Genomic DNA, 18,825 nt, shown 5'->3' on the forward strand with positions numbered 1-18,825 from the left:
GTGGTTTTACCATCAGAACCCACGATAACTTCTCCGATTGCCAAAACTAAGTCTCGAATTGTGCTATTTAGCGTAAGGCTCATCACTCCACCTCCTCATTATATTTTTCTACCAATTCATGCAACCACGACCAAGGTTCGGTTTCTTCAACGATTGGGTTAACCTCCCTTTCTTGCAACCAAGCTGAGAAATTAACCACATTATCAATGTAGATTGTGTCGTAATCGCCCCAATCCCAAACAGTTAAATAAATTTCTGTTTCAGTTCCATTTTCATCTTCAACCGTTATTGAACCATTTTCAACCCACGCTGTACCAAAACACAATTCGCAAGTGCCAGTCTGTTCTTCTTGAAAATCTGAATGGTATTCTGTCACTTTATATTTCATCTTCCAACTCCTCCACTTTCCCTCTTAATTCTTTATTCTTTTTCTTCAACAAATCGCGCTCCAGCGCTCTAATCCGTCTCTTGCGTGCATCGCACGGTTTCGAATACTCGATTATCTTCTCTTCATTTTGCTCAATTGTACGTTTCAGTCCTTCGATTACTACCTGTTTATCGTAATTCATCGTCTAAAAATCTTTCAATAGCTTCTCTATAGGAGACTTCCGCCATACCGTCTAAGTCGTTCAGGGCTTCAATATAGTCTGGACGCCCTTGCCCATACTGCTTTTTCAAAAACTCAACAAAGAGATGAATTTCCTGATAGGTTACTCCAACCATATTTCTTACCTCCCACTAAAACGGAAAATCATCTTCCTCAAGGGCGTATCCTGGCATCTGTTCCTCAATATTCGAACGGTTAGCTGTATCATCACGCTTTTCAAGTCGCTCAAAACCATCTGCGACCACCTCAGTCAGATAGACCCTGCGCCCCTCCTGATTCTCATAGTTCCTTGTCTGGATGCGACCCGTCACACCGACCAGATTGCCCTTCTTGCACCATTCTGCGAATAGCTCCGCCTGCTTGCGCCACATCATACAGTTGATGAAGTCCGCCTCTCGCTCGCCGTTAGCTCCCTTGAAATTCCGATTGACCGCCAGCGTAAAGGTAGCAACCGCCACATTCGACGGCGTATATTTTAATTCAGGGTCTTTCGTCAAGCGCCCCACTAACGTAACATTATTGATCATCTTTCTTTTCCTTTCTTGCTGCACGTTCTCCGATTAAATAGCCGAGAAATAACCACAGAATAGCCATTCCAAATTCTTTAATAAGTTCAATCATTTTCTTCTCCTCCTGAAAAAGTCGCTAAATAGTAACAATCCTTAGAACCGTAGTCAAACCGTGTCGTCCGCTGACCAATGTGCTTCTGAAACCTTGGATGAGTGATAGCCGAGAAAGCCCACTGATGGTCTTCCATCTGCTCAATGAGATCATCGACATTGTCAAACCTCCCAAGGTAAAACTTGCAGTGCCCGTTGTAGACGAAGTAAAGCTCTAACATCACTCCACCTCGACAGGGTAAAAGTTCCCAAAGGAACCCCTCAAAGCCTTTCCAACCTGTAAGGCTGCCGCCCTAGAAACAAACCGCATGGCTTTCTTCTCCTCAGAACACGAAATATCCAAGCCAGTCACACCGATAACAGCGGACATCAGAAACGGCTTATCCTCTCGTGTCCCATGCTTTAAAATAAACATCAGCCACCTCCGTTCTAAAAATAGTGCTTCCGCTTGTTTGTCAAGTCGTTGAAAACCATCAAATGGTCTTTATCCACCCCCTTCATCAGTCTGGACATAAAGGGTCTGCCATATCTTTTCTGAATATCAGCAGAAGTCAAATTGGTGGTAATGATTGTATTTGAACGCTTATTCAGGATATTGTAGAGGATAGTAAACGACCACTCACTATCCTTTTCCATGCCCAAATCATCCAAAACCAAGAACTTAGCACTGGCAATTTTATTGACCAGAAACTCTTCCTGACTAAAATCAGCTTTAATCTTCATCAACAAGTCCGTCACATTGATAAAAATCGCAATCTCTTTCGTGTACTCAGATAGAGCCTTAACCATCGCAAAGGCCAAATGGCTCTTACCAGTTCCAGCTTCTCCTTGTAGCACGATGTTGTTCCTAGCACCCTCAGACCACTCACGACAAATCCTCTTTGCAAAAGCTAGCTTTTCCGCTTCTTTTTCGGTTGGTGTTTCAAAATTGTCCAAAGTCGCATTTTTCAAAACTTCATCATAAAGAGAAAACTTCTCAAGATAGTATTTCCTCTCTCGCTCATTCTCAGCGTCGGCCAGTTCATTCACTCTTGCTTGATTCTCCTCATGGATCCGCTCAGATTCACACATGCGGCATACAACACTCTCAGTCCGCAATATCTTTATCAAAGGAATGTTATGCTTTTCGCAAAACTCATCTTGTTGTTCTGTATTCCTGTGATAAGATAAGGCAATCTCCTCAAACACATTGTCTACCATGACAGACGACCTCCACATTCATGCCAGCTAGCCATTTCAGACAAGCATGCAACCACTTGATGAATTGGTTGGTCTGCTAAAAGAGTTTTCTTCTCGTAGCTTAACGGATAATAGTCAATCTCGAATTGTTCAATTAGTTCTAGTATCCCCATTCGTCCTTGGCCTCCTGTTCTTCTTTCTTATTCTTATCCTTATTCTTTTTCTCTGATTGACGAACCTGTTCAACAGTGGTAACATTGTTCATCTGCCAATTTCTTAAAATCCCACCTATATATTTGATGTTCGGCTTTCCTGAGTTAATAGCAGTCTTCAGTGCTTCTTTCACCAAATCCACATCATTCTCATTTAGGAGATGGTTGATTTCTTCAATTTCAAATCCAGATAAGAGCCTACGAAATTCAGATTGAAAAAGTTCTAAGATATTTTCTTGACCACCACTACTATTAGTAGTAGTTATTCTTTTCTTATTCTTATCTTTATCTAATCTATTCTTATTCTTATCTTTATCTTCTTCTAGTGCGTTACCGTCCGTTACTGTAACGTTACCTGTAACGTTACCAAGAGCAAGATTTTTCTGTTTTTTACGGTATTTGGCTACACGGTTGCGTGTCTGTTCCTTTATTTTCTCCATTCCGTCAACGTTTTGATGTTTTTCCCAATTTGGCAAGCTAATAATACCATCGATAATCTCAATCATCCCAAACTGTTCAAAAACTCCAATAGCCATTCTTACTGTATTCAATGGTCTACGAAAAATAGTAGCTAACATTTCATCTGTATAGTGAACCTTATCAGTCATCATCAACAAACCATTACTGTTATGTTTTCCAGCAAGTGTCAAAATCTTGAACCATATCACTAAGATGGCATCAGGATCAGGCAAGGCATCAATCAGGCAAATCTTTTCATCGTCAAAAATATCGGTTGTGATTTTTATCCACTTAATTTCAGACATACCTAGCACCCCACTTCCTACGGTTAGCGCGATACTTCATTCGCATATCCTCATAGATGTACCTGCCTTCCAGCTCCATTTTTTCAATCTTTAGCAGCTTATTTTTAAGCTCCACATCACGATAGTCCTTAGCTAGTTTTTTATAGTCTGTTAGGTATTCTTTGACTAGTAATAGATTTTTATAATCGTTTTCCCATGTCGTAATAAAATGTCTTGAAGTTGATTCCCTTCCTTCCAGTTCTTTAACAATCATAATCAGGTTATCCAGCGATTCAATCAATTCTTCCATTTCCTGACCTCATCATGACAAAAGTCTGATTGCAGACTGTTTAGGTTCTGGCAAAGCTAACGGCTCAGGGCGCAATCCTACAGGCGGTTCGTTGTCGTAGGTGAAACCCTTGAACTCTCTACGAATATTCTTGCGAATTTCTTGCCATTTGTCCTCTCTACCACGTTCGTATGCATGATTACGCACTTGGATAATCATAGACGCAAATTCTTGCTCTTCTCGTCTTTCTTTTTCCTTACGCTCCTCTTGCAATTTGATATGACGATAAGCCCCTGCAAATCCAATCAGCAAAGCTCCAACACCCATAATCTGGTCTAAAATCGGTGGTTCAAACATTTTTTAATCTCCTAAATAACTTTTTCTTTCAGTGTTTCAAAAACTTCAAACTTCAAATTTGTCTGTTCTTTTATTTTCTTCAATACACTAAGCACTGTGTCATCTTCGTTAAACTGAATAATGGTATCACTTATAACTAGTTCGTAGATGTTAGACATAATTCTATTATCAGTCTCTGTTTGTTCATCGGATTCTAGTTCTGAATCGATTTCGTTCTCATAATTTTTGAGAGCGTTAGCGGATTCATTAAATCCATGAAGTAACAATGTTCTCTGTAAAATTTCATTCACATCAATGTATTTATCTAAGCTTTCTCTTTCTCTTGCTCGTTTTGTTTCTTCAGGAAACAGAATATGCATTCTATCAAATATTTTGCTAAGTATTTTTACATTCTTTTTGGTTGGTTTTGTCTGAGTATTTACAATACTAGCCATCGGATATCCTTTAAATCCAAGTTTTAAATCTAAATCACTGGCAGAAGACGAAACTTCTTTTCTAAGATTTTTTAAAATATCAATAAGCAAAGTTGCCCACATTATCGACATAAAATCATGACCAAATGAACCGTTGTAATCATTTGGTTTGTCAAGTGGATTAAATTTCTCGTTGGATAAATCTTGTACAATTTTTTTAAGATTTTCATCTTCGTGCTCATATCTTTCAAAGAAATTTCGCAAACCTGGTCTATTCTCTTTTTTCATCTTATGTTTGTATGCTTTTTTATTATTCATCTTCTCTCTCCTTATGCTCTTAATTTTCGTACTTCTTTCTCTAATTCCAAAATCTCATAAACATCATTAATATCGTACATAATATATTTCCCTTGCTTACGAAATCTCAATCCTTTACGTTCTAACTTCTTAATATAGCTATGAGTGAAGCCAAACTTCTCCATCAAAGCCTGTTGATTGATTGGCATGCGATCATTCTCTAACTGCTCCTTGACCTGCTTTTCAGCAAAAGCCAATAATTGATTTGTGAACAATTCAGCACTTTCGCCGTCTAATCGTAATTGTAACGTTATACCTTCCATTTTCTACATCCTCTCAACTATGCGGGCAAGCATTTTTGTGATATAATGGTTTAAATTGTTTTAGTATGCGCCTGATTGCCGTCAGGTGCTTTTTTGCGTTGTTGTCAAACTGTTTTACTTTCCAGCGCTCTGAGTTCTATCTCATGGCTGACTTGTCTAAATAGCTTCTCACACGCTATTTTAGCTTCTCTGTACGTTGTAGATTCACTGATGAAGTAATCAGCAAGTTCGATGATTTTGTCTTCCATTTAACCTCCTATATCGGTCTTGAGACTGATGTAATATCCTCCTAAATTGCTATAATACTCTTGACTAATATCTCTCCCGTTTTAGTCAAAAATTTAACAGAAAGGAGGTTCAAAAAATGAGTAAGCTTAGCCATAAGCCAAACCACGTTGTTAAGAAACTAACCTGGGAAAATCTCGATAATATTCTATTATCTAATTTTTCAGAGTCGACTACTGATAAACCTAGCGCAGTAATTCAGTTATCTGATTTTGAAATGTCTAAAACTGAAATTATCGAAGAAGCAACTGCTCAAGGTTATCAAGTTATCGATAATTCTGATGGTTACTTAAAGTTTCTATAACGAATTTTAAAGATGATATATTTGTACGATTTACATCAATATCTCTTTTTAACTTAGCAATCTGATGGTTACTTAAAGTTTCTATAACGAATTTTAAAGATGATATATTTGTACGATTTACATCAATATCTCTTTTTAACTTAGCGATCTGTCTATCAGATTGCTTTTTTCTTTTCCCACTATACGGATATCGTCTTGGTCTCATTTTCTTTCCCTCCCTACGCTTGACTAAATGCGTTCAGTTCCATGATTTTCATCTTGGTATTGGTGCTTGGCTCCCACGTCATCCAGTAAGCTAGAGCGGCATCCGCATGCTTCTTGGGTAGCAAGTCATAGCGACTAATGTTGAAGTGGTCTTTAAAGTCAATCTCAGCTTGTCTAAATACCGACTGAGCAAAAATCTTATCCGCATAAGCTGGGCTATCAATGCCACCCAGGCAAGCCACAACCCTAGCCTTACGCTTCTTCAGGAGCGACTGAGCATAGCTTGGATGAATCGGTTGCTCACTCTTGAGGTAGTCGATATCTTCCAACATGCTAGTCTGTTGCTCACGCAATTTCTTCTGTCCAGTAAAGAGAGCGATAAAAGCATCCTCGTCCAAATCCTCGCGAATAAATCCGCCCTGCTTACGAATAGCTGGCAAGACCTCTGATGTCACCCAGCGCTTGAACTCCTTAGCTTGAGGCAACTTGCTGGATAAGATAAGAGAGTAGAGACCAGATTCGTTGATGATAATAGTATTTTGTGTTCGTCCTAGATTATCGGTGAGTCCGTATTTCACGGAGTCATCTTCATCAACGTGCCGAGAAATTGCGTCCAGAGGTTTAGCATATCCTAAGATATCCGCTACATCCTTCCCGACAAACCAAGGCTCGTCATCAATTGTCAAAGTACGGACTTCCTGCCCGTGAAAATTAAAAATTTCGTTCATAAAGTTCCTTTCTAAATTTGGTATAATGAAAATAAAACTCGCCAGAGCTATTTAAGTAAAGTATTTTTAAACGACTGTTTGACAGATACTATATGAGGCGCTTCACGGTTATTTATATAATCAACCTGAATAAGTGTCTCTGGCACTTCATCTTTCTTTGTTTCCCAAATTATCTTGATACCTTGAAGACAAATATCTTCTGTTTGAAAATCAACCCCGTTCAAAATAACTCGTGGAATACTAGAGTCGCTATCTATCTTAATTTCTAAATTTTGAATTGGTAGTAAATTTTTTGATAGGTTGCTCATATCTCTTTCCTTCCTATTCTTCTCCCCTTTTTGCTATAATAAAAGCAGAAAGGGGGTGATGTAATGAATAATGAACAAAATCCATTCGATGTGATGGTTGACTTAGGGCAAGACAAGATTAAATTACTCATTGCGACATTATCTGATAATCACGAAAAAGTAGATGATGTCACTTTTCAAGTAATTGATACTGTCAATGTACTACTCGATCAACAAGCGGACATGCTTGACGAGCAATGGCGACGTGGCTCTAAGTAATTAAAGCAGATCCTTGAGAAATTCTTCAAGTTCCTTACGCTGAGACTCAGCAAGCTCTGCTCTTTCAATAGCTTGTTGAGTCATCAGTGTTTTAAGACTACTACTTAATTTTTTTCTATCGATGTAACTATTTTTAAATCCCTTATTTGCCATATCTTCCTCTCCTTTCTATTTTTCTCTCCTTTTTGCTATAATAAAAGCAGAAAGGAAGTGATCTAATGCCACAAATCACCAATGATAATGTCCAGATTTGGACACTCTATATCACAGTAATAATTGCAGTTATCGGTTTTGTTTTTAATACCATTTCACTCTGGCAAACAAAGAAAGCTACAGAGGATATGGCAAAGCCTTATATTAATGTTTATGTAGATGTCTATGCAGTTAAAAATCAACAACGTACCTTTGTTTTTAAAAACTTTGGCCAAACTCCAGCATATATAGATAATATTCAGATAGATGGCGAATTGGATCCATTGAATTCTGTACACCGCTTCAACTCACTTATCGGAAATATGATTGCCCCAGGACAAAAATTTACATCATCAATAGACCCAGATTATAAAGGTCGAATTACACTGACAATTACTTACTCCGATAGCAAGAAACACAAATATATAGACAAGTTTGTACTTGATGCTACATTGGCATCTGCAATGTTCTACACTGTAAACGAGAGCAATAAAAGCGATTCTCCAGCTACAGCTATCAGACAATCGACCATGGCTCTATTACGCGATCTACGATAGAACCATCTCCGAGCGATTTTACAGTTCAAACATCACGTAAGAATTCAATTTTTATCTCAACAGTTTCATCGTCAAGTGTATTGGCGATGATTTTATTTTTGCGTCAATCGCTTCGTTCAAGTCTTTACAAGTTAATTCATAAAATACATTTACATTTGCATTCATCTCTTCCCCTCCTATTAGTGAATTTTTTTGTTCTATTTTTTGTTAGCAATTCTATCCATTGTATCTAAAGTAAGTTTTTGTATCTCTTTTCGTGCTTGCAATTCATTGTCAAAAAAATTCTCAAGCATTTCGGTCAATCTATTCGAATATCCTCGCAATAGCATTACCGTCACCAAAAATGAAGTAATAGCTGATACAATGACCACATAAAGAAAAACTTCCATCTTCCCCTCCTACTCCAGCACCTTACTGCCGACTACCAATCGTTTAACGACAACGTCCATCTCCTTAAATTCGGCATTCTCTGCACAGTAGCGGACGCTCTCGCTGATGATGTGACAAATAGATACGCCGTATTCGTTCGCCAGCTCCGTAGCGATCTCCCAGGCATCTCTGTCAATCCGTGTTACTTTTTGCGCTGCGTTGTTCATAGTATTTCCTCCTACAACATATCTTCTACCCTACACCCTAGCGCCTTGGCAATGACCACCGCCTGCGACAGCGTCACTGCTTTCAAGTCGTTCTCGATCCGTGACAAGGTCGTGTAGTCTATCAAGGTTCGCTTGGCAAGCTCACGCAAGCCCAGCTTTTGAACCATTCTCAGCTCCCTCATTTTCGCTCCATACATTGACTTTTTCCTTTCTACTAATAGGTCTTTTCAAAACTGTTGGTACTTGTCAACAGTTTTGATAGAATTATTCTATCGATTTTGAAAAAAGTTTGACCTTTTTGATGTTTCCATTTTGGTGACTATCTTGGTAAAAAAATTTCTTGCAATGGTTTATTAAAAAAACTATGCAAGAAAAACATTTCATCTTGAGTAAAAGGACGTTGCCCCTTTTCTTTCTGACGATATGCCGTTTCGGATATCCCAAGTTTATCTGCCAAATTTTTTTGCGTCAATCCTTTGGATTTACGTAATTCATACAAAGAATTTGCAAACCATAATCACCTCCCTATCTGAAAATTAAATATAAAATTAGTACGATAATACCAGACCAGAACAATATACTCGGAATAAGTCCACCTCGAATTTCCAAGGAAGTTTTTGCATGATTGTCTTGATTCATCTTTTCGTAATCAAAGTTACCAAACAAGAATTTTTTCCAATCCATATTTTTCTCCTTTTTCTTGCAGGAGATACAGCCTATATGATACAATGACAGTACCCCTTTAAAGGGGAGGGGCTTTAGGTCAACCCCTTGTAAACTTCTACCACTCTATTGAGTAGTGAAGTTCGAATTTGAACCAGAGAATTTGGATTTTTAAGCCGAATTCTCTTTTTTAGGTCTTTGTTCCTGTCGCCTCATTGGCTGCACCTCCTTTTTTATTTGGTTGATTACCTCAACCATGATTTAATTATATCACCATTTTGGTGACAAGTCAACGCTTTTTTAATGAAAAAATAAAAAAAGTTGCGTTTTCGGTGACTTTTTTATATAATCTACATATAACATCACAGGAGTAAAAAATATGGACTTAAAAAAATACATAGGAAATCAGATAAAGCTATTCAGAAAATCAGCTGGTTTTACTCAAGATGAACTTGCTCAAAAGCTAAATACAACAAAACAAACCATTAGTAGATATGAAAAAGGGGAGCGTAAAGCTAATCAAGATATGCTATTTTCTCTATGCGATATTTTGGGTGTAAGTATTGATGACTTCTTTCCATCTATTAGTAAAGGAGACACCCCCACAGCGTCCCCAGATTCGCTCACACAGCAGATAACGGACAAGGTGGTACAATTAACCCCAGATAATAAAAAAATCGTCCTACGAACGTCTGAGGATCTTCTGAAAGAGCAGAAAAACGAAGAAGAAACGAAGATAAACGAAGTATCGGAAGTTATCAGCTTGTACCAAGTTGAGGTTGTATCTGAGACGGCAGCGGCTTCTGGATTTAACTATGGATTTGGCTACGACGATACAGACAGAGAGACTATAGAGGTTGACGAGCAACCACCACGTCACGATATTGCGACTAAGGTCAGCGGAGACTCCATGCAGCCTGACTACCAAGACGGAGACATTCTCTATTTAGTAGACAAAGGACTGACCACCTACAACGGAGACCTAGCAGTTATCGCATATGGAGACCGTTCTTACTTCAAAAAGATATACACCGAAAACGGACGCTTACGCCTAGTGTCGCTCAATGACAAGTACGAAGACATCATCCTAGACTTCCCACCAGCCGAAGACACACACATCAAGATTTATGCAGTTATCGGGGTGTATAGAGGGGAGTAAGGAAAAAATGAATTACAACGACTTAAATGATCAGCAGGTACAAGAATTAATTAACAAACTGAAGTACCCAAAAAACGAACTTTCTTTTAATGAAATCCATACTACAATCTCGTCTTTATTTGGTAAAATAGATATAGACGAAGCTATTATTGATGATGATGACATTCAATATATACTTCACATATACAGAGGAAGGATGAATCCTGAGCGCTACAGCATTCATATTAGATTTAAAAATTCCCATAATCATTTAGTTAGGGTAGACATTAATCCATCTAATAGACATGTGAATCCTGATGACTCAATTGTAGAGGGGAATCACATTCATATATACTCCAATCACTACGATAAAAAGGATAGAGTTGCTATCCCGCTTGAAGATTCTGACTTCCCTAATTTAACTCACATTGTGGACGTATTTTCTGAATTCATCAAATATACACATATCAAGACGGAGGCTGATGATGAATAACTCAAATACACTAAAAAATATATATTTTGATTGGTTATTAAAAGAGTATAAGTTCAATGATCTAGAGAAAAATATAGTAGAAATTAGAACACCGTTTTTAGATAATGATTTTGATCATATCATCCTATATGCTGAGTTTTTATCAGATGGTAGGGTCACACTCACAGATGACGGATGGACCATTAACAATTTAAAAAGTCACGGCGTTAGTTTCTCAAATCGTTCAACATACAAAAATAACTTACTAAATACAATCGTAAACAATTTAGGTACGAGAGCTGAAAATGGAGAGTTGTTTATCACAACCAGCCTCGAAAAATTCCCACTTGCAAAGCAACGGTTGCTCCAAACTATTATGCAGGTGAATGATATGATAGTCTTACGAGATACAACAATTAAAAATGTTTTCCATGACGAAATAGAAAACACCTTAGTACAGAGAGAGGTTCTTTTTACAAGAAGGCCGTCTTATTCAGGTAAAGAGGGGATAACTGTGCAATTTGACTTCGCAATTCCCACAATCAAAAAAGAAAGACTTGTAAGGACTATTTCAAACGGAAATGATCTCAACAGGGCTAAATTACTCGCAATGGATACACGTATTTTACAGAACCATAAAGATAACGTTGAATATATTGCTGTAGTCGACGATATACACCATAGATTTGATAAAGTGGCAGAAACCCAAGCGGTATTTAACGAAAATAGCAAAGATAAAATAATATTGTTATCTCATAAAGATATCTTAGAAAATTCTCTTTTATTATCAAATGTGATATAAAAAATCCCCGCACTCGGCAATAGTCCCCCATATCCAAGAAGTCTATTGTGCAAAATTGATATTTTTTGAAAATTATATTACAATACAGCTATCAGGAGTTTAGCTCCATAAAGTTTAGGTTTGGATTTTAGATCCATATCGTGATGGTAGCCGTATTTGATACGGCTACTTTTCTTTTCATATTCTAGTAAACATAATTCGTTAAAATAAGTTGACGTTTGACAGAAATTAAAAAAAGAAATACACTAAGAATGTAAAAAAGCCTTGTTCGTCAAGGATAAAATAAGGTGTACTTCTAAGAGGTACACCTTATTTTATTATCTGACGAGCTGCCAACTGTTTCCATTTTGGAAACAACTCAAAAAAATCCCCACACTCGCCATCGCCAAACTTTGAGTGTGAGGATTTAACTTTCCATCTAGCAAGCAATGGAAAGGATGATAAAAAAATACAACTATAGTTTATCATAAGTTCTACACCTTTTCAACTATGCGGGCAAGCAATCGAAAAGAAAGGACTTTTTATGATAAAAAAATACATTACAAAAAAAGGAGAGACTAGATATCTCTTTCAAACATATCTGGGCATAGACCCTGCTACTGGAAAAGAAAAACGTACAACACGCCGTGGTTTTAAAACCATAAAAGAGGCAAAGGCTGCCGAACGTGACCTCCTCTTAGACGTTGAAGAGAACGGTTTTTCAAATAATGAAGATTTCCAGAATCCTACTTTCGCTGAAGTTGCTGAGTTGTGGCTTGATAGCTATAAGAGCACTGTGAAACCAACAACCTATCAGAACGTTAAGAAAAAACTTGATGTTCTAATTGACTTGTATTTTACAGATATGAAAATCCAGCAGATCAGTGTAGCTTATTGTCAAAAGGTTGCTATCAAGTTAAGTAATCGCTATATCCTCTATGCCAATTACTACTCTGTCATCAGCCGTATTTTCAAGTATGCCTTCTTTCTTGATATTATTAAGTCAAATCCTTTAGACAAGATTATCAAGCCTAAAAATAGACCCTTAAAGGGCAAAGAAAACTACTATACAAAGCAGGAACTAACCAAGTTCCTTAAAGTTTGCAAAGTATATTGTAAGCCTGTAGAGTATACCTTTTATCACTTACTAGCTTTTACTGGTTTGAGATGTGGTGAGGCTCTTGGGCTCATGTGGTCAGATGTTGACTTTGAAAATAAACGATTAAGCATTTCTCGGACAGCTGTCATGATTGGCAAAGAACAAACTGTCCAGGATCCTAAAACCAAAAGGAGTAAGAGGGTTATCACCTTAGATGATGAAACTCTGAATGTTTTGAAACTCTGGAAACGACAGCAAATAAAAGAATATTTCCAGGCTGGTGTGCCTTACAAACGTGAATCGAATTATATCTTTACGAATAGTTTCGGAGGATGGATTTCTCCTTCAGCTGTTAAAGAGAGACTTAGAAGATTCTTTTGTGAACATAAAGATGTCAAAAAAATCACTCCTCACGGTTTCAGGCACACACACGCTTCTCTCCTCTTTGAAGCTGGTATTACAGCCAAAATTATTTCGGACAGATTAGGTCACAACAATGTTCAAACAACCCTTGATATGTATACCCACATCAATGATAATCAACGTTTTGAAGTCGTTGATCAGCTCATGGATTTCATTCGCTCCAGCTAAAAGTAGAGTCGTATTCAATCTCGTATTCACTTTTGGTTGACATGCTAGAAACCCACTGATTTCAAGGGACTAGGAAGCTGTGAGCAGTTTATACCATAAATCCGCTTTCATAGATAAAGAAAAGGTAAGAAAAATGAAACATTTAGAAATTGAATTGAAAACACTATTGAAAAAAGATGAGTATGATCGTCTAAAAGACCAGTTCACAGGTGTCACTCCTGTTCTTCAAAAAAATTACTACATCGACACACCTGATTTTGAGCTGCGAGAAAAGAAAGTTGCTATGCGCATTCGAACTTTTGAAGACTGGGCAGAATTGACACTCAAAGTCCCGCAGAGTGTTGGAAACATGGAATACAATCAAAAATTGCAACTAAAAGATGCTGAAAACTATCTGAGCAAGAAAGAATTTCCTCAAGGGATAGTATTGGATGAATTGGCGAAACATGGTATCCAAACTAGTGAATGGCAGGTTCTTGGTTGTCTAACAACACTTCGCTATGAAATGCAAACAGCTATTGGCCTCATGGCACTGGATGAAAGTCAGTACTTTGATATGACAGATTATGAATTAGAGCTTGAAGTGGAAAATCATGAGCAAGGCAAACAGGATTTCCAGCAATTTTTAGAGGAAAATCAGAGTTCCTATCAAAAAGCTCCTTCAAAATTGGTTCGATTTGTCAAAAGCATGAAAAATAGCTGAAATAATCTCCATTTTTTGGTAAAATAGAAAAGATAAAAATACACAGGTTCTAGTTCATATATGTAAGATAAATATCACTAGGATTTAAAAAGTTTACAGAGGACGGTCTATAATGTCAGATAGAAAAAACATGAAACTTTTCGCACTCAACTCTAACCAAGAGATTGCACAGAAAATTGCTGAAGCTGTTGGTGTCCCACTTGGAAAACTATCATCACGTCAATTTTCAGACGGAGAAATCCAAGTGAATATTGAAGAAAGTGTCCGTGGTTATGATGTTTACATCATCCAATCAACAAGTTTCCCTGTCAACAACCACCTAATGGAATTGTTAATCATGGTCGACGCTTGTGTGCGCGCAAGTGCCCACAGTATCAACGTTGTCCTTCCATATTTTGGCTATGCACGTCAAGACCGCATTGCTTGTCCTCGTGAGCCACTTACAGCAAAACTAGTTGCCAATATGCTGGTTAAGGCTGGGGTTGATCGTATCCTGACTCTTGATTTGCATGCTGTTCAGGTTCAAGGTTTCTTTGATATTCCAGTGGATAATCTTTTCACAGTTCCCCTATTTGCAAAACATTACTGCGATAAGGGACTACTCGGTTCAGATGTTGTTGTCGTTAGCCCTAAAAATTCAGGTGTGAAGCGTGCTCGTAGCTTGGCTGAGTATCTTGATGCTCCTATCGCCATTATCGACTACCCTCAAGACGATGCAACTCGCAACGAAGGATATATTATCGGTGATGTCGAAGGTAAAAAAGCTATTTTAATTGACGATATTCTGAATACAGGACGTACCTTCTCTGAAGCTGCTAAAATCGTTGAACGTGAAGGGGCTACAGAAATTTATGCTGTTTCTAGCCACGGTCTCTTCGTCGAAGGAGCTGCTGAACTTCTTGACAATACTAAGATTAAAGAAATTCTTGTGACTGATTCAGTAGCAACAAAAGAAAAAACTCCTAAAAACGTATGCTACATCACTGCTAGTGAGTTAATTGGTGATGCCATCGTCCGTATCCACGAAAGAAAACCAGTCAGCCCACTCTTTGCCTACAACAAAAAGAAATAAGGTGATTCTTTGATTTATTTGGACAATGCTGCGACAACTCCTATGTCAGCAGTTGCTATTTCAGCTATGACCAAGGTGATGCAAGAAACCTACGGCAACCCTTCTAGTATTCATGGTCATGGTCGTCAAGCTGGTAAACTCTTACGAGAAGCCCGTCAGGAACTAGCCCAGTTACTGGGGACAAAACCTCAACATATCTTTTTCACTTCTGGTGGGACTGAAGGCAACAATACTGCTATCATTGGCTACTGCCTTCGTCACCAAGAACAAGGAAAACATATCATCACAACTGCCATTGAACACCATGCTGTCCTTGAAACCATTGATTACTTGGTTCAACACTTTGGGTTTGAAGCAACCATTATTCAACCAGAAAATCAAGAAATCACAGCCCAGCAAATTCAAGAGGCCTTACGTGACGATACGATTTTGGTTTCTACCATGTTTGCCAATAATGAGACTGGAAACCTACTGCCCATTGCTGAAATTGGCCAAATACTCAAGCAACACCCAGCCGCCTATCATGTCGATGCAGTTCAGGCTATTGGTAAAATCCCTATACACCCAGAAGAATTGGGCATTGATTTTCTCACTGCTTCTGCCCACAAGTTCCATGGTCCTAAGGGAATCGGCTTTCTCTACGCATCTAGCATGGATTTTGATTCCTATCTACATGGCGGAGACCAAGAACAGAAAAAACGTGCAGGAACTGAAAATTTAGCTGCTATCGTAGGCATGATTGCAGCCCTAAAAGAGGACCTAGAACAGCAAGAAGAACATTTTCAACATGTACAAAATCTAGAAACTGCCTTTCTGGCAGAGCTAGAGGGTATTCAATATTACTTGAACAGAGGAGACCATCATCTCCCTTATGTCCTCAATATTGGATTTCCTGGCCAGAAAAACGACCTCTTACTCCTTCGTCTAGATTTAGCTGGAATTTCAATCTCTACTGGCTCAGCCTGTACGGCAGGCATTGTCCAATCCAGCCATGTTCTTGAAGCTATGTACGGAGCAAATTCAGAACGCTTGAAGGAATCCGTTCGTATCAGTTTGTCGCCACAAAATACCGTTGAAGACCTACAAACCCTCGCAAAAAACTTAAAAGAAATTATCGGAGGTTAGCCATATGGCATTTGAAAAAACCATTCAGTTAAAAAATTGTCGTTACGACTACACTCTTAGCCCTTCTGTTAAAAAATTCACCCTCAAAGATAACACCTTTTTTGAGACAAAAGTTGGTAACTATGAACTGACTCGCCTTTTGGAAAAAGTGCCAAACAGCGGTGAAGGATTCCAACTCAAAATCATCATTAACAAGGAACTTACAGGGGCTAAAATCAATATCACTGACAAGTTTGGCCTTCGTCTGGTTGATATTTTCAAATCAGAAGACCACCACATTCATCAGGAAAAATTCTATTTCCTCATGGATAGCTTGGTAGAACGTGGTGTCTTCACAAAATCGGAAAGATAGGTCCCATATGTTTGAACTGACCTATAAGGACAGCTATCATGTAGAGCGCACTCTCAAGTATGAGGATTACAAGGCTCTCATGCTGGCTCTATCAGGATGTGTGACTCTGCCAGATACACTTTATGTAACTTCTTTGACCTTTCAAGAGCAGGAAGTTTACCAAGGACTGGTCGGAGACCTCTACCGTTTTCTATCACATGCAGATTTTTTACATCAAAACTAAGATTTTTCTTAGTTTTTTCTTGTTTTTGTTGATTTTTTCACAATGTTTCTATAAAATAGAAGAATAGAAAGGTTGTGATTTTGTGAAAGATAAACAGTCTGCTATTCCAAAAGCTACAGCGAAAAGACTCTCTCTCTACTATCGAATTTTTAAGAGATTTCATGCAGAAAAGATTGAACGTGCCAACTCTAAGCAAATTGCAGAGGCTATCGGTATTGATTCAGCGACCGTACGTCGGGATTTTTCCTATTTTGGTGAACTAGGTCGTCGTGGTTTTGGCTATGATGTTAAAAAACTGATGACGTTTTTTGCCGATTTACTCAATGATAACTCTATTACCAATGTCATGCTGGTTGGTATTGGAAATATGGGCCATGCCCTTCTCCACTACCGCTTCCACGAGCGTAACAAGATGAAGATTATCATGGCCTTTGACCTGGATGACCATCCTGAAGTCGGTAGCCAAACTCCTGATGGGATTCCCATTTACGGAATTTCTCAAATCAAGGATAAAATCAAGGATGCTGATGTCAAAACTGCTATCCTGACCGTTCCCAGCGTCAAGTCACAAGAGGTTGCCAATCTCTTGGTGGATGCTGGCGTGAAAGGAATTCTCAGTTTTTCACCAGTCCATCTGCATTTACCAAAGGACGTGGTCGTTCAGTATGTCGATTTGACAAGTGAACTCCAAACCCTCCTCTATTTCATGAGAAAAGAGGATTAGAAAGCGAAAATCATTTTATGAAAAAACCAGTTATAGGGATTACAGGAAACGAAAAAACTCATCCAGATGATGACATCATGATGAGCTACGCAGCAAAAGGCTTTGTGGAAGGCGTTAAAGACGCTGGAGGGATTCCCATCATCCTACCGATTGGTGATCAAGAAATGGCCTGCCACTATATCAGTATGATTGACAAGCTCATCTTGACAGGTGGGCAAAATGTTGATCCAAAATTCTATGGTGAACCAAAAACCATTGATAGCGATGACTACCACCTTCAAAGAGATATATTCGAACTAGCCCTCATCAAGGAAGCTATCAAACAGAAAAAGCCTATTTTCTCCGTCTGTCGTGGGACTCAGCTTTTTAACGTTGCCATGGGCGGAACTCTGTACCAAGATATCGAAGATCATTGGCAGAATTGTTCTGCCGAGTACACAACTCAACGCTTGGTGACAGAACCTGATACTGTTCTCCGAGAAATCTATGGAGAAATCTCCCATATCAACTCCTTCCATCACCAGAGTATCAAGGATTTAGCACCAAATTTAAAGATTGCGGCTCATGATCCTAAAGATGGTATTATTGAAGCTGTCATGAGTACGGATGATGTTGCCTTTCTCGGTGTCCAATGGCACCCAGAATTTCTATTTGAAAATCGCCCCAAAGATAAAAACCTCTTTGACTATGTTGTTAATGAACTTTAGATTAAATCTGTCTTTTCACGGTAACTAAAGTAACTAGATTGTGAGACAATCAAATGGTCCAAGAGGACAATCCCCATCAGGTCGCAGGCTTCTTTAACAATTTTAGTGACATGATCATCATTTCGGCTAGGGGCTACCGCTCCCGAAGGGTGATTGTGGACCAAGATGAGTGAAGTCGCCATATGCTTGATAGCATAGTGAAGAATCTCTCGCGGCTCAGCGATACTACGAGTTGCAGAACCGATAAAAATGGTCTGTTGATGAATGATTTGATTTTGAGTATTGAGATAGAGCGCCACCAGGTGCTCTTGTTTTTTGTCCCCCAATTCCTGTTGCATCTTCTTGGCCAACTTTTGACTGCTGAGAATACTTTCCATCTCAAGAGTCTCGTGTTTGTGAATACGATGGCCCAGTTCAATCATAGCTTGTAATTCTATGGCCTTAACACGGCCGATACCAGACAGACTCTGCAATTCCTGCAGGGTCATTTTTTTCAAATCCGTTAGGCTTGAAAGATTGCTCAAGACTTTCTGGGCAATTTCAAAAACGCTAGCTTGACGTGTTCCTGTCCTGAGTAAAATAGCTAGCAACTCTTGATTACTGAGCGCTTCAACTCCTTCCTTGGCCAGTCTTTCTCTTGGTAATAGTGAATCTTCTTGGAATGAAATACTGTACATAAAAATCCTCCTCACTTTATTATTCG

At 38.5% G+C, this 18,825-nt stretch carries 37 protein-coding genes; 14 read left to right on the forward strand and 23 right to left on the reverse strand.

From position 1 onward, the window contains the following. Positions 1–82: 82 nt before the first annotated feature. From QMQ21_RS07420 to QMQ21_RS07485, 14 genes are all read right to left on the reverse strand, one after another. Complete coding sequence (locus tag QMQ21_RS07420; RefSeq protein ID WP_261814187.1) at positions 83–388, reverse strand: hypothetical protein; 306 nt, start codon at positions 386–388, stop codon at positions 83–85. Then, entirely contained in the window at positions 378–569 is a 192-nt protein-coding gene (locus tag QMQ21_RS07425) for a hypothetical protein (RefSeq protein WP_023938752.1), read from the reverse strand. Before QMQ21_RS07425 ends, QMQ21_RS07420 begins: the two co-directional genes overlap by 11 nt. After that, the gene (locus tag QMQ21_RS07430) at positions 556–723 is read right to left on the reverse strand and encodes a hypothetical protein (protein WP_000233205.1); all 168 of its coding nucleotides are present in this window, start codon (positions 721–723) and stop codon (positions 556–558) included. Before QMQ21_RS07430 ends, QMQ21_RS07425 begins: the two co-directional genes overlap by 14 nt. Positions 724–738: 15 nt before the next feature. Beyond that, a complete protein-coding gene (gene ssb, locus QMQ21_RS07435; RefSeq protein ID WP_000609557.1) occupies positions 739–1,134 on the reverse strand; it encodes a single-stranded DNA-binding protein in 396 nt (131 codons plus the stop codon). An 86-nt stretch (positions 1,135–1,220) separates the two neighbouring features. Next, complete coding sequence (locus QMQ21_RS07440; protein WP_031236483.1) at positions 1,221–1,448, reverse strand: hypothetical protein; 228 nt, start codon at positions 1,446–1,448, stop codon at positions 1,221–1,223. After that, positions 1,448–1,642, reverse strand: a complete 195-nt coding sequence (locus QMQ21_RS07445) for a hypothetical protein (RefSeq protein ID WP_000470300.1) — start codon at positions 1,640–1,642, stop codon at positions 1,448–1,450. The genes QMQ21_RS07440 and QMQ21_RS07445 overlap by 1 nt, the downstream gene beginning before the upstream one ends. Before the next feature lie 14 nt (positions 1,643–1,656). Then, the gene (locus tag QMQ21_RS07450) at positions 1,657–2,427 is read right to left on the reverse strand and encodes an ATP-binding protein (protein WP_000228207.1); all 771 of its coding nucleotides are present in this window, start codon (positions 2,425–2,427) and stop codon (positions 1,657–1,659) included. Then, complete coding sequence (locus QMQ21_RS07455; protein ID WP_000511763.1) at positions 2,421–2,579, reverse strand: hypothetical protein; 159 nt, start codon at positions 2,577–2,579, stop codon at positions 2,421–2,423. Before QMQ21_RS07455 ends, QMQ21_RS07450 begins: the two co-directional genes overlap by 7 nt. Next, on the reverse strand, positions 2,567–3,382 hold the full coding sequence (locus tag QMQ21_RS07460; RefSeq protein ID WP_138700863.1) for a phage replisome organizer N-terminal domain-containing protein: 816 nt from the start codon (positions 3,380–3,382) through the stop codon (positions 2,567–2,569). The genes QMQ21_RS07455 and QMQ21_RS07460 overlap by 13 nt, the downstream gene beginning before the upstream one ends. Next, positions 3,375–3,671, reverse strand: a complete 297-nt coding sequence (locus QMQ21_RS07465) for a hypothetical protein (RefSeq protein ID WP_000391808.1) — start codon at positions 3,669–3,671, stop codon at positions 3,375–3,377. The genes QMQ21_RS07460 and QMQ21_RS07465 overlap by 8 nt, the downstream gene beginning before the upstream one ends. A 12-nt stretch (positions 3,672–3,683) precedes the next feature. Next, positions 3,684–4,007, reverse strand: a complete 324-nt coding sequence (locus QMQ21_RS07470; protein ID WP_138700862.1) for a hypothetical protein — start codon at positions 4,005–4,007, stop codon at positions 3,684–3,686. Between the two features lie 11 nt (positions 4,008–4,018). Continuing rightward, entirely contained in the window at positions 4,019–4,738 is a 720-nt protein-coding gene (locus QMQ21_RS07475; protein ID WP_261814188.1) for a hypothetical protein, read from the reverse strand. Positions 4,739–4,749: 11 nt separating this feature from the next. Continuing rightward, positions 4,750–5,040, reverse strand: coding sequence for a hypothetical protein (locus tag QMQ21_RS07480; RefSeq protein ID WP_000398533.1), 291 nt, complete (start codon positions 5,038–5,040; stop codon positions 4,750–4,752). Positions 5,041–5,144: 104 nt separating this feature from the next. Continuing rightward, positions 5,145–5,288: a hypothetical protein gene (locus QMQ21_RS07485; protein ID WP_000389586.1), complete on the reverse strand. Its 144-nt coding sequence runs from the start codon at positions 5,286–5,288 to the stop codon at positions 5,145–5,147. A gap of 116 nt (positions 5,289–5,404) precedes the next feature. On the opposite strand from QMQ21_RS07485, the gene QMQ21_RS07490 reads away from it, so the two are divergent. Then, positions 5,405–5,629: a hypothetical protein gene (locus QMQ21_RS07490; protein ID WP_000040988.1), complete on the forward strand. Its 225-nt coding sequence runs from the start codon at positions 5,405–5,407 to the stop codon at positions 5,627–5,629. Between the two features lie 218 nt (positions 5,630–5,847). On the opposite strand, the gene QMQ21_RS07495 is transcribed toward QMQ21_RS07490, so the two are convergent. Both QMQ21_RS07495 and QMQ21_RS07500 read right to left on the reverse strand, forming a co-directional pair. Next, positions 5,848–6,561 carry an ORF6C domain-containing protein gene (locus tag QMQ21_RS07495; protein ID WP_050207546.1) on the reverse strand — a complete coding sequence of 238 codons (714 nt, stop codon included), beginning with the start codon at positions 6,559–6,561 and terminating at the stop codon, positions 5,848–5,850. Between the two features lie 47 nt (positions 6,562–6,608). Then, complete coding sequence (locus QMQ21_RS07500) at positions 6,609–6,869, reverse strand: hypothetical protein (RefSeq protein WP_138701073.1); 261 nt, start codon at positions 6,867–6,869, stop codon at positions 6,609–6,611. 63 nt (positions 6,870–6,932) lie between these two features. Between QMQ21_RS07500 and QMQ21_RS07505 the strand changes: the two genes are divergently transcribed. After that, complete coding sequence (locus QMQ21_RS07505) at positions 6,933–7,127, forward strand: hypothetical protein (protein WP_001058504.1); 195 nt, start codon at positions 6,933–6,935, stop codon at positions 7,125–7,127. Here the strand turns inward: QMQ21_RS07505 and QMQ21_RS07510 are convergent, their stop codons facing one another. Beyond that, complete coding sequence (locus QMQ21_RS07510; RefSeq protein ID WP_001284486.1) at positions 7,128–7,280, reverse strand: hypothetical protein; 153 nt, start codon at positions 7,278–7,280, stop codon at positions 7,128–7,130. A 65-nt stretch (positions 7,281–7,345) separates the two neighbouring features. Between QMQ21_RS07510 and QMQ21_RS07515 the strand changes: the two genes are divergently transcribed. Next, on the forward strand, positions 7,346–7,876 hold the full coding sequence (locus QMQ21_RS07515; RefSeq protein WP_001135683.1) for a hypothetical protein: 531 nt from the start codon (positions 7,346–7,348) through the stop codon (positions 7,874–7,876). Positions 7,877–8,073: 197 nt separating this feature from the next. On the opposite strand, the gene QMQ21_RS07520 is transcribed toward QMQ21_RS07515, so the two are convergent. From QMQ21_RS07520 to QMQ21_RS07540, 5 genes are all read right to left on the reverse strand, one after another. Further along, positions 8,074–8,265, reverse strand: coding sequence for a hypothetical protein (locus QMQ21_RS07520; protein ID WP_000451679.1), 192 nt, complete (start codon positions 8,263–8,265; stop codon positions 8,074–8,076). Between the two features lie 9 nt (positions 8,266–8,274). Then, positions 8,275–8,472 (reverse strand): hypothetical protein, encoded by a 198-nt coding sequence (locus tag QMQ21_RS07525; protein ID WP_001057655.1) that lies wholly within the window; start codon positions 8,470–8,472, stop codon positions 8,275–8,277. Between the two features lie 11 nt (positions 8,473–8,483). Further along, complete coding sequence (locus QMQ21_RS07530; protein ID WP_050207545.1) at positions 8,484–8,669, reverse strand: helix-turn-helix domain-containing protein; 186 nt, start codon at positions 8,667–8,669, stop codon at positions 8,484–8,486. Between the two features lie 122 nt (positions 8,670–8,791). Next, on the reverse strand, positions 8,792–8,971 hold the full coding sequence (locus tag QMQ21_RS07535) for a helix-turn-helix transcriptional regulator (protein WP_284525284.1): 180 nt from the start codon (positions 8,969–8,971) through the stop codon (positions 8,792–8,794). Between the two features lie 26 nt (positions 8,972–8,997). Then, complete coding sequence (locus QMQ21_RS07540; protein WP_153300024.1) at positions 8,998–9,156, reverse strand: hypothetical protein; 159 nt, start codon at positions 9,154–9,156, stop codon at positions 8,998–9,000. 358 nt (positions 9,157–9,514) lie between these two features. Between QMQ21_RS07540 and QMQ21_RS07545 the strand changes: the two genes are divergently transcribed. The 11 genes from QMQ21_RS07545 (at position 9,515) to QMQ21_RS07595 (ending at position 18,122) form a co-directional block, all read left to right on the forward strand. Then, on the forward strand, positions 9,515–10,294 hold the full coding sequence (locus QMQ21_RS07545) for an XRE family transcriptional regulator (RefSeq protein WP_261814189.1): 780 nt from the start codon (positions 9,515–9,517) through the stop codon (positions 10,292–10,294). Between the two features lie 7 nt (positions 10,295–10,301). Further along, positions 10,302–10,766 (forward strand): DUF6978 family protein, encoded by a 465-nt coding sequence (locus tag QMQ21_RS07550; protein ID WP_031233729.1) that lies wholly within the window; start codon positions 10,302–10,304, stop codon positions 10,764–10,766. Then, positions 10,759–11,547 carry a DUF1828 domain-containing protein gene (locus tag QMQ21_RS07555; RefSeq protein ID WP_023937089.1) on the forward strand — a complete coding sequence of 263 codons (789 nt, stop codon included), beginning with the start codon at positions 10,759–10,761 and terminating at the stop codon, positions 11,545–11,547. The genes QMQ21_RS07550 and QMQ21_RS07555 overlap by 8 nt, the downstream gene beginning before the upstream one ends. A gap of 523 nt (positions 11,548–12,070) precedes the next feature. After that, entirely contained in the window at positions 12,071–13,216 is a 1,146-nt protein-coding gene (locus QMQ21_RS07560) for a site-specific integrase (RefSeq protein ID WP_261814190.1), read from the forward strand. A gap of 133 nt (positions 13,217–13,349) precedes the next feature. Further along, positions 13,350–13,919, forward strand: coding sequence for a CYTH domain-containing protein (locus QMQ21_RS07565; protein WP_000681274.1), 570 nt, complete (start codon positions 13,350–13,352; stop codon positions 13,917–13,919). Between the two features lie 112 nt (positions 13,920–14,031). Next, positions 14,032–14,991 carry a ribose-phosphate diphosphokinase gene (locus QMQ21_RS07570; protein WP_001283809.1) on the forward strand — a complete coding sequence of 320 codons (960 nt, stop codon included), beginning with the start codon at positions 14,032–14,034 and terminating at the stop codon, positions 14,989–14,991. Positions 14,992–15,000: 9 nt separating this feature from the next. Continuing rightward, on the forward strand, positions 15,001–16,116 hold the full coding sequence (locus tag QMQ21_RS07575; RefSeq protein WP_023935874.1) for a cysteine desulfurase family protein: 1,116 nt from the start codon (positions 15,001–15,003) through the stop codon (positions 16,114–16,116). Positions 16,117–16,120: 4 nt separating this feature from the next. Continuing rightward, positions 16,121–16,468 carry a DUF1831 domain-containing protein gene (locus tag QMQ21_RS07580; protein ID WP_000863540.1) on the forward strand — a complete coding sequence of 116 codons (348 nt, stop codon included), beginning with the start codon at positions 16,121–16,123 and terminating at the stop codon, positions 16,466–16,468. Between the two features lie 7 nt (positions 16,469–16,475). After that, positions 16,476–16,691: a DUF4649 family protein gene (locus QMQ21_RS07585; protein ID WP_023935876.1), complete on the forward strand. Its 216-nt coding sequence runs from the start codon at positions 16,476–16,478 to the stop codon at positions 16,689–16,691. A gap of 82 nt (positions 16,692–16,773) precedes the next feature. Further along, positions 16,774–17,415 carry a redox-sensing transcriptional repressor Rex gene (locus QMQ21_RS07590; RefSeq protein ID WP_000653414.1) on the forward strand — a complete coding sequence of 214 codons (642 nt, stop codon included), beginning with the start codon at positions 16,774–16,776 and terminating at the stop codon, positions 17,413–17,415. Positions 17,416–17,432: 17 nt separating this feature from the next. Further along, positions 17,433–18,122, forward strand: coding sequence for a gamma-glutamyl-gamma-aminobutyrate hydrolase family protein (locus QMQ21_RS07595; protein WP_000743339.1), 690 nt, complete (start codon positions 17,433–17,435; stop codon positions 18,120–18,122). On the opposite strand, the gene radC is transcribed toward QMQ21_RS07595, so the two are convergent. Further along, positions 18,119–18,799 (reverse strand): RadC family protein, encoded by a 681-nt coding sequence (gene radC, locus QMQ21_RS07600; protein WP_000286927.1) that lies wholly within the window; start codon positions 18,797–18,799, stop codon positions 18,119–18,121. The genes QMQ21_RS07595 and radC overlap by 4 nt on opposite strands. Between the last annotated feature and the right edge of the window lie 26 nt (positions 18,800–18,825).

This window comes from Streptococcus bouchesdurhonensis (assembly GCF_948472335.1).

Bases quoted from the DNA above. Each gene is read 5' to 3' on its own strand.
- QMQ21_RS07420 (WP_261814187.1), bottom strand. From the start codon at position 388: ATGAAATATAAAGTGACAGAATACCATTCAGATTTTCAAGAAGAACAG.
- QMQ21_RS07425 (WP_023938752.1), bottom strand. From the start codon at position 569: ATGAATTACGATAAACAGGTAGTAATCGAAGGACTGAAACGTACAATT.
- QMQ21_RS07430 (WP_000233205.1), bottom strand. From the start codon at position 723: ATGGTTGGAGTAACCTATCAGGAAATTCATCTCTTTGTTGAGTTTTTG.
- ssb (WP_000609557.1), bottom strand. From the start codon at position 1,134: ATGATCAATAATGTTACGTTAGTGGGGCGCTTGACGAAAGACCCTGAA.
- QMQ21_RS07440 (WP_031236483.1), bottom strand. From the start codon at position 1,448: ATGTTAGAGCTTTACTTCGTCTACAACGGGCACTGCAAGTTTTACCTT.
- QMQ21_RS07445 (WP_000470300.1), bottom strand. From the start codon at position 1,642: ATGTTTATTTTAAAGCATGGGACACGAGAGGATAAGCCGTTTCTGATG.
- QMQ21_RS07450 (WP_000228207.1), bottom strand. From the start codon at position 2,427: ATGGTAGACAATGTGTTTGAGGAGATTGCCTTATCTTATCACAGGAAT.
- QMQ21_RS07455 (WP_000511763.1), bottom strand. From the start codon at position 2,579: ATGGGGATACTAGAACTAATTGAACAATTCGAGATTGACTATTATCCG.
- QMQ21_RS07460 (WP_138700863.1), bottom strand. From the start codon at position 3,382: ATGTCTGAAATTAAGTGGATAAAAATCACAACCGATATTTTTGACGAT.
- QMQ21_RS07465 (WP_000391808.1), bottom strand. From the start codon at position 3,671: ATGGAAGAATTGATTGAATCGCTGGATAACCTGATTATGATTGTTAAA.
- QMQ21_RS07470 (WP_138700862.1), bottom strand. From the start codon at position 4,007: ATGTTTGAACCACCGATTTTAGACCAGATTATGGGTGTTGGAGCTTTG.
- QMQ21_RS07475 (WP_261814188.1), bottom strand. From the start codon at position 4,738: ATGAATAATAAAAAAGCATACAAACATAAGATGAAAAAAGAGAATAGA.
- QMQ21_RS07480 (WP_000398533.1), bottom strand. From the start codon at position 5,040: ATGGAAGGTATAACGTTACAATTACGATTAGACGGCGAAAGTGCTGAA.
- QMQ21_RS07485 (WP_000389586.1), bottom strand. From the start codon at position 5,288: ATGGAAGACAAAATCATCGAACTTGCTGATTACTTCATCAGTGAATCT.
- QMQ21_RS07490 (WP_000040988.1), top strand. From the start codon at position 5,405: ATGAGTAAGCTTAGCCATAAGCCAAACCACGTTGTTAAGAAACTAACC.
- QMQ21_RS07495 (WP_050207546.1), bottom strand. From the start codon at position 6,561: ATGAACGAAATTTTTAATTTTCACGGGCAGGAAGTCCGTACTTTGACA.
- QMQ21_RS07500 (WP_138701073.1), bottom strand. From the start codon at position 6,869: ATGAGCAACCTATCAAAAAATTTACTACCAATTCAAAATTTAGAAATT.
- QMQ21_RS07505 (WP_001058504.1), top strand. From the start codon at position 6,933: ATGAATAATGAACAAAATCCATTCGATGTGATGGTTGACTTAGGGCAA.
- QMQ21_RS07510 (WP_001284486.1), bottom strand. From the start codon at position 7,280: ATGGCAAATAAGGGATTTAAAAATAGTTACATCGATAGAAAAAAATTA.
- QMQ21_RS07515 (WP_001135683.1), top strand. From the start codon at position 7,346: ATGCCACAAATCACCAATGATAATGTCCAGATTTGGACACTCTATATC.
- QMQ21_RS07520 (WP_000451679.1), bottom strand. From the start codon at position 8,265: ATGGAAGTTTTTCTTTATGTGGTCATTGTATCAGCTATTACTTCATTT.
- QMQ21_RS07525 (WP_001057655.1), bottom strand. From the start codon at position 8,472: ATGAACAACGCAGCGCAAAAAGTAACACGGATTGACAGAGATGCCTGG.
- QMQ21_RS07530 (WP_050207545.1), bottom strand. From the start codon at position 8,669: ATGTATGGAGCGAAAATGAGGGAGCTGAGAATGGTTCAAAAGCTGGGC.
- QMQ21_RS07540 (WP_153300024.1), bottom strand. From the start codon at position 9,156: ATGGATTGGAAAAAATTCTTGTTTGGTAACTTTGATTACGAAAAGATG.
- QMQ21_RS07545 (WP_261814189.1), top strand. From the start codon at position 9,515: ATGGACTTAAAAAAATACATAGGAAATCAGATAAAGCTATTCAGAAAA.
- QMQ21_RS07550 (WP_031233729.1), top strand. From the start codon at position 10,302: ATGAATTACAACGACTTAAATGATCAGCAGGTACAAGAATTAATTAAC.
- QMQ21_RS07555 (WP_023937089.1), top strand. From the start codon at position 10,759: ATGAATAACTCAAATACACTAAAAAATATATATTTTGATTGGTTATTA.
- QMQ21_RS07560 (WP_261814190.1), top strand. From the start codon at position 12,071: ATGATAAAAAAATACATTACAAAAAAAGGAGAGACTAGATATCTCTTT.
- QMQ21_RS07565 (WP_000681274.1), top strand. From the start codon at position 13,350: ATGAAACATTTAGAAATTGAATTGAAAACACTATTGAAAAAAGATGAG.
- QMQ21_RS07570 (WP_001283809.1), top strand. From the start codon at position 14,032: ATGTCAGATAGAAAAAACATGAAACTTTTCGCACTCAACTCTAACCAA.
- QMQ21_RS07580 (WP_000863540.1), top strand. From the start codon at position 16,121: ATGGCATTTGAAAAAACCATTCAGTTAAAAAATTGTCGTTACGACTAC.
- QMQ21_RS07585 (WP_023935876.1), top strand. From the start codon at position 16,476: ATGTTTGAACTGACCTATAAGGACAGCTATCATGTAGAGCGCACTCTC.
- QMQ21_RS07595 (WP_000743339.1), top strand. From the start codon at position 17,433: ATGAAAAAACCAGTTATAGGGATTACAGGAAACGAAAAAACTCATCCA.
- radC (WP_000286927.1), bottom strand. From the start codon at position 18,799: ATGTACAGTATTTCATTCCAAGAAGATTCACTATTACCAAGAGAAAGA.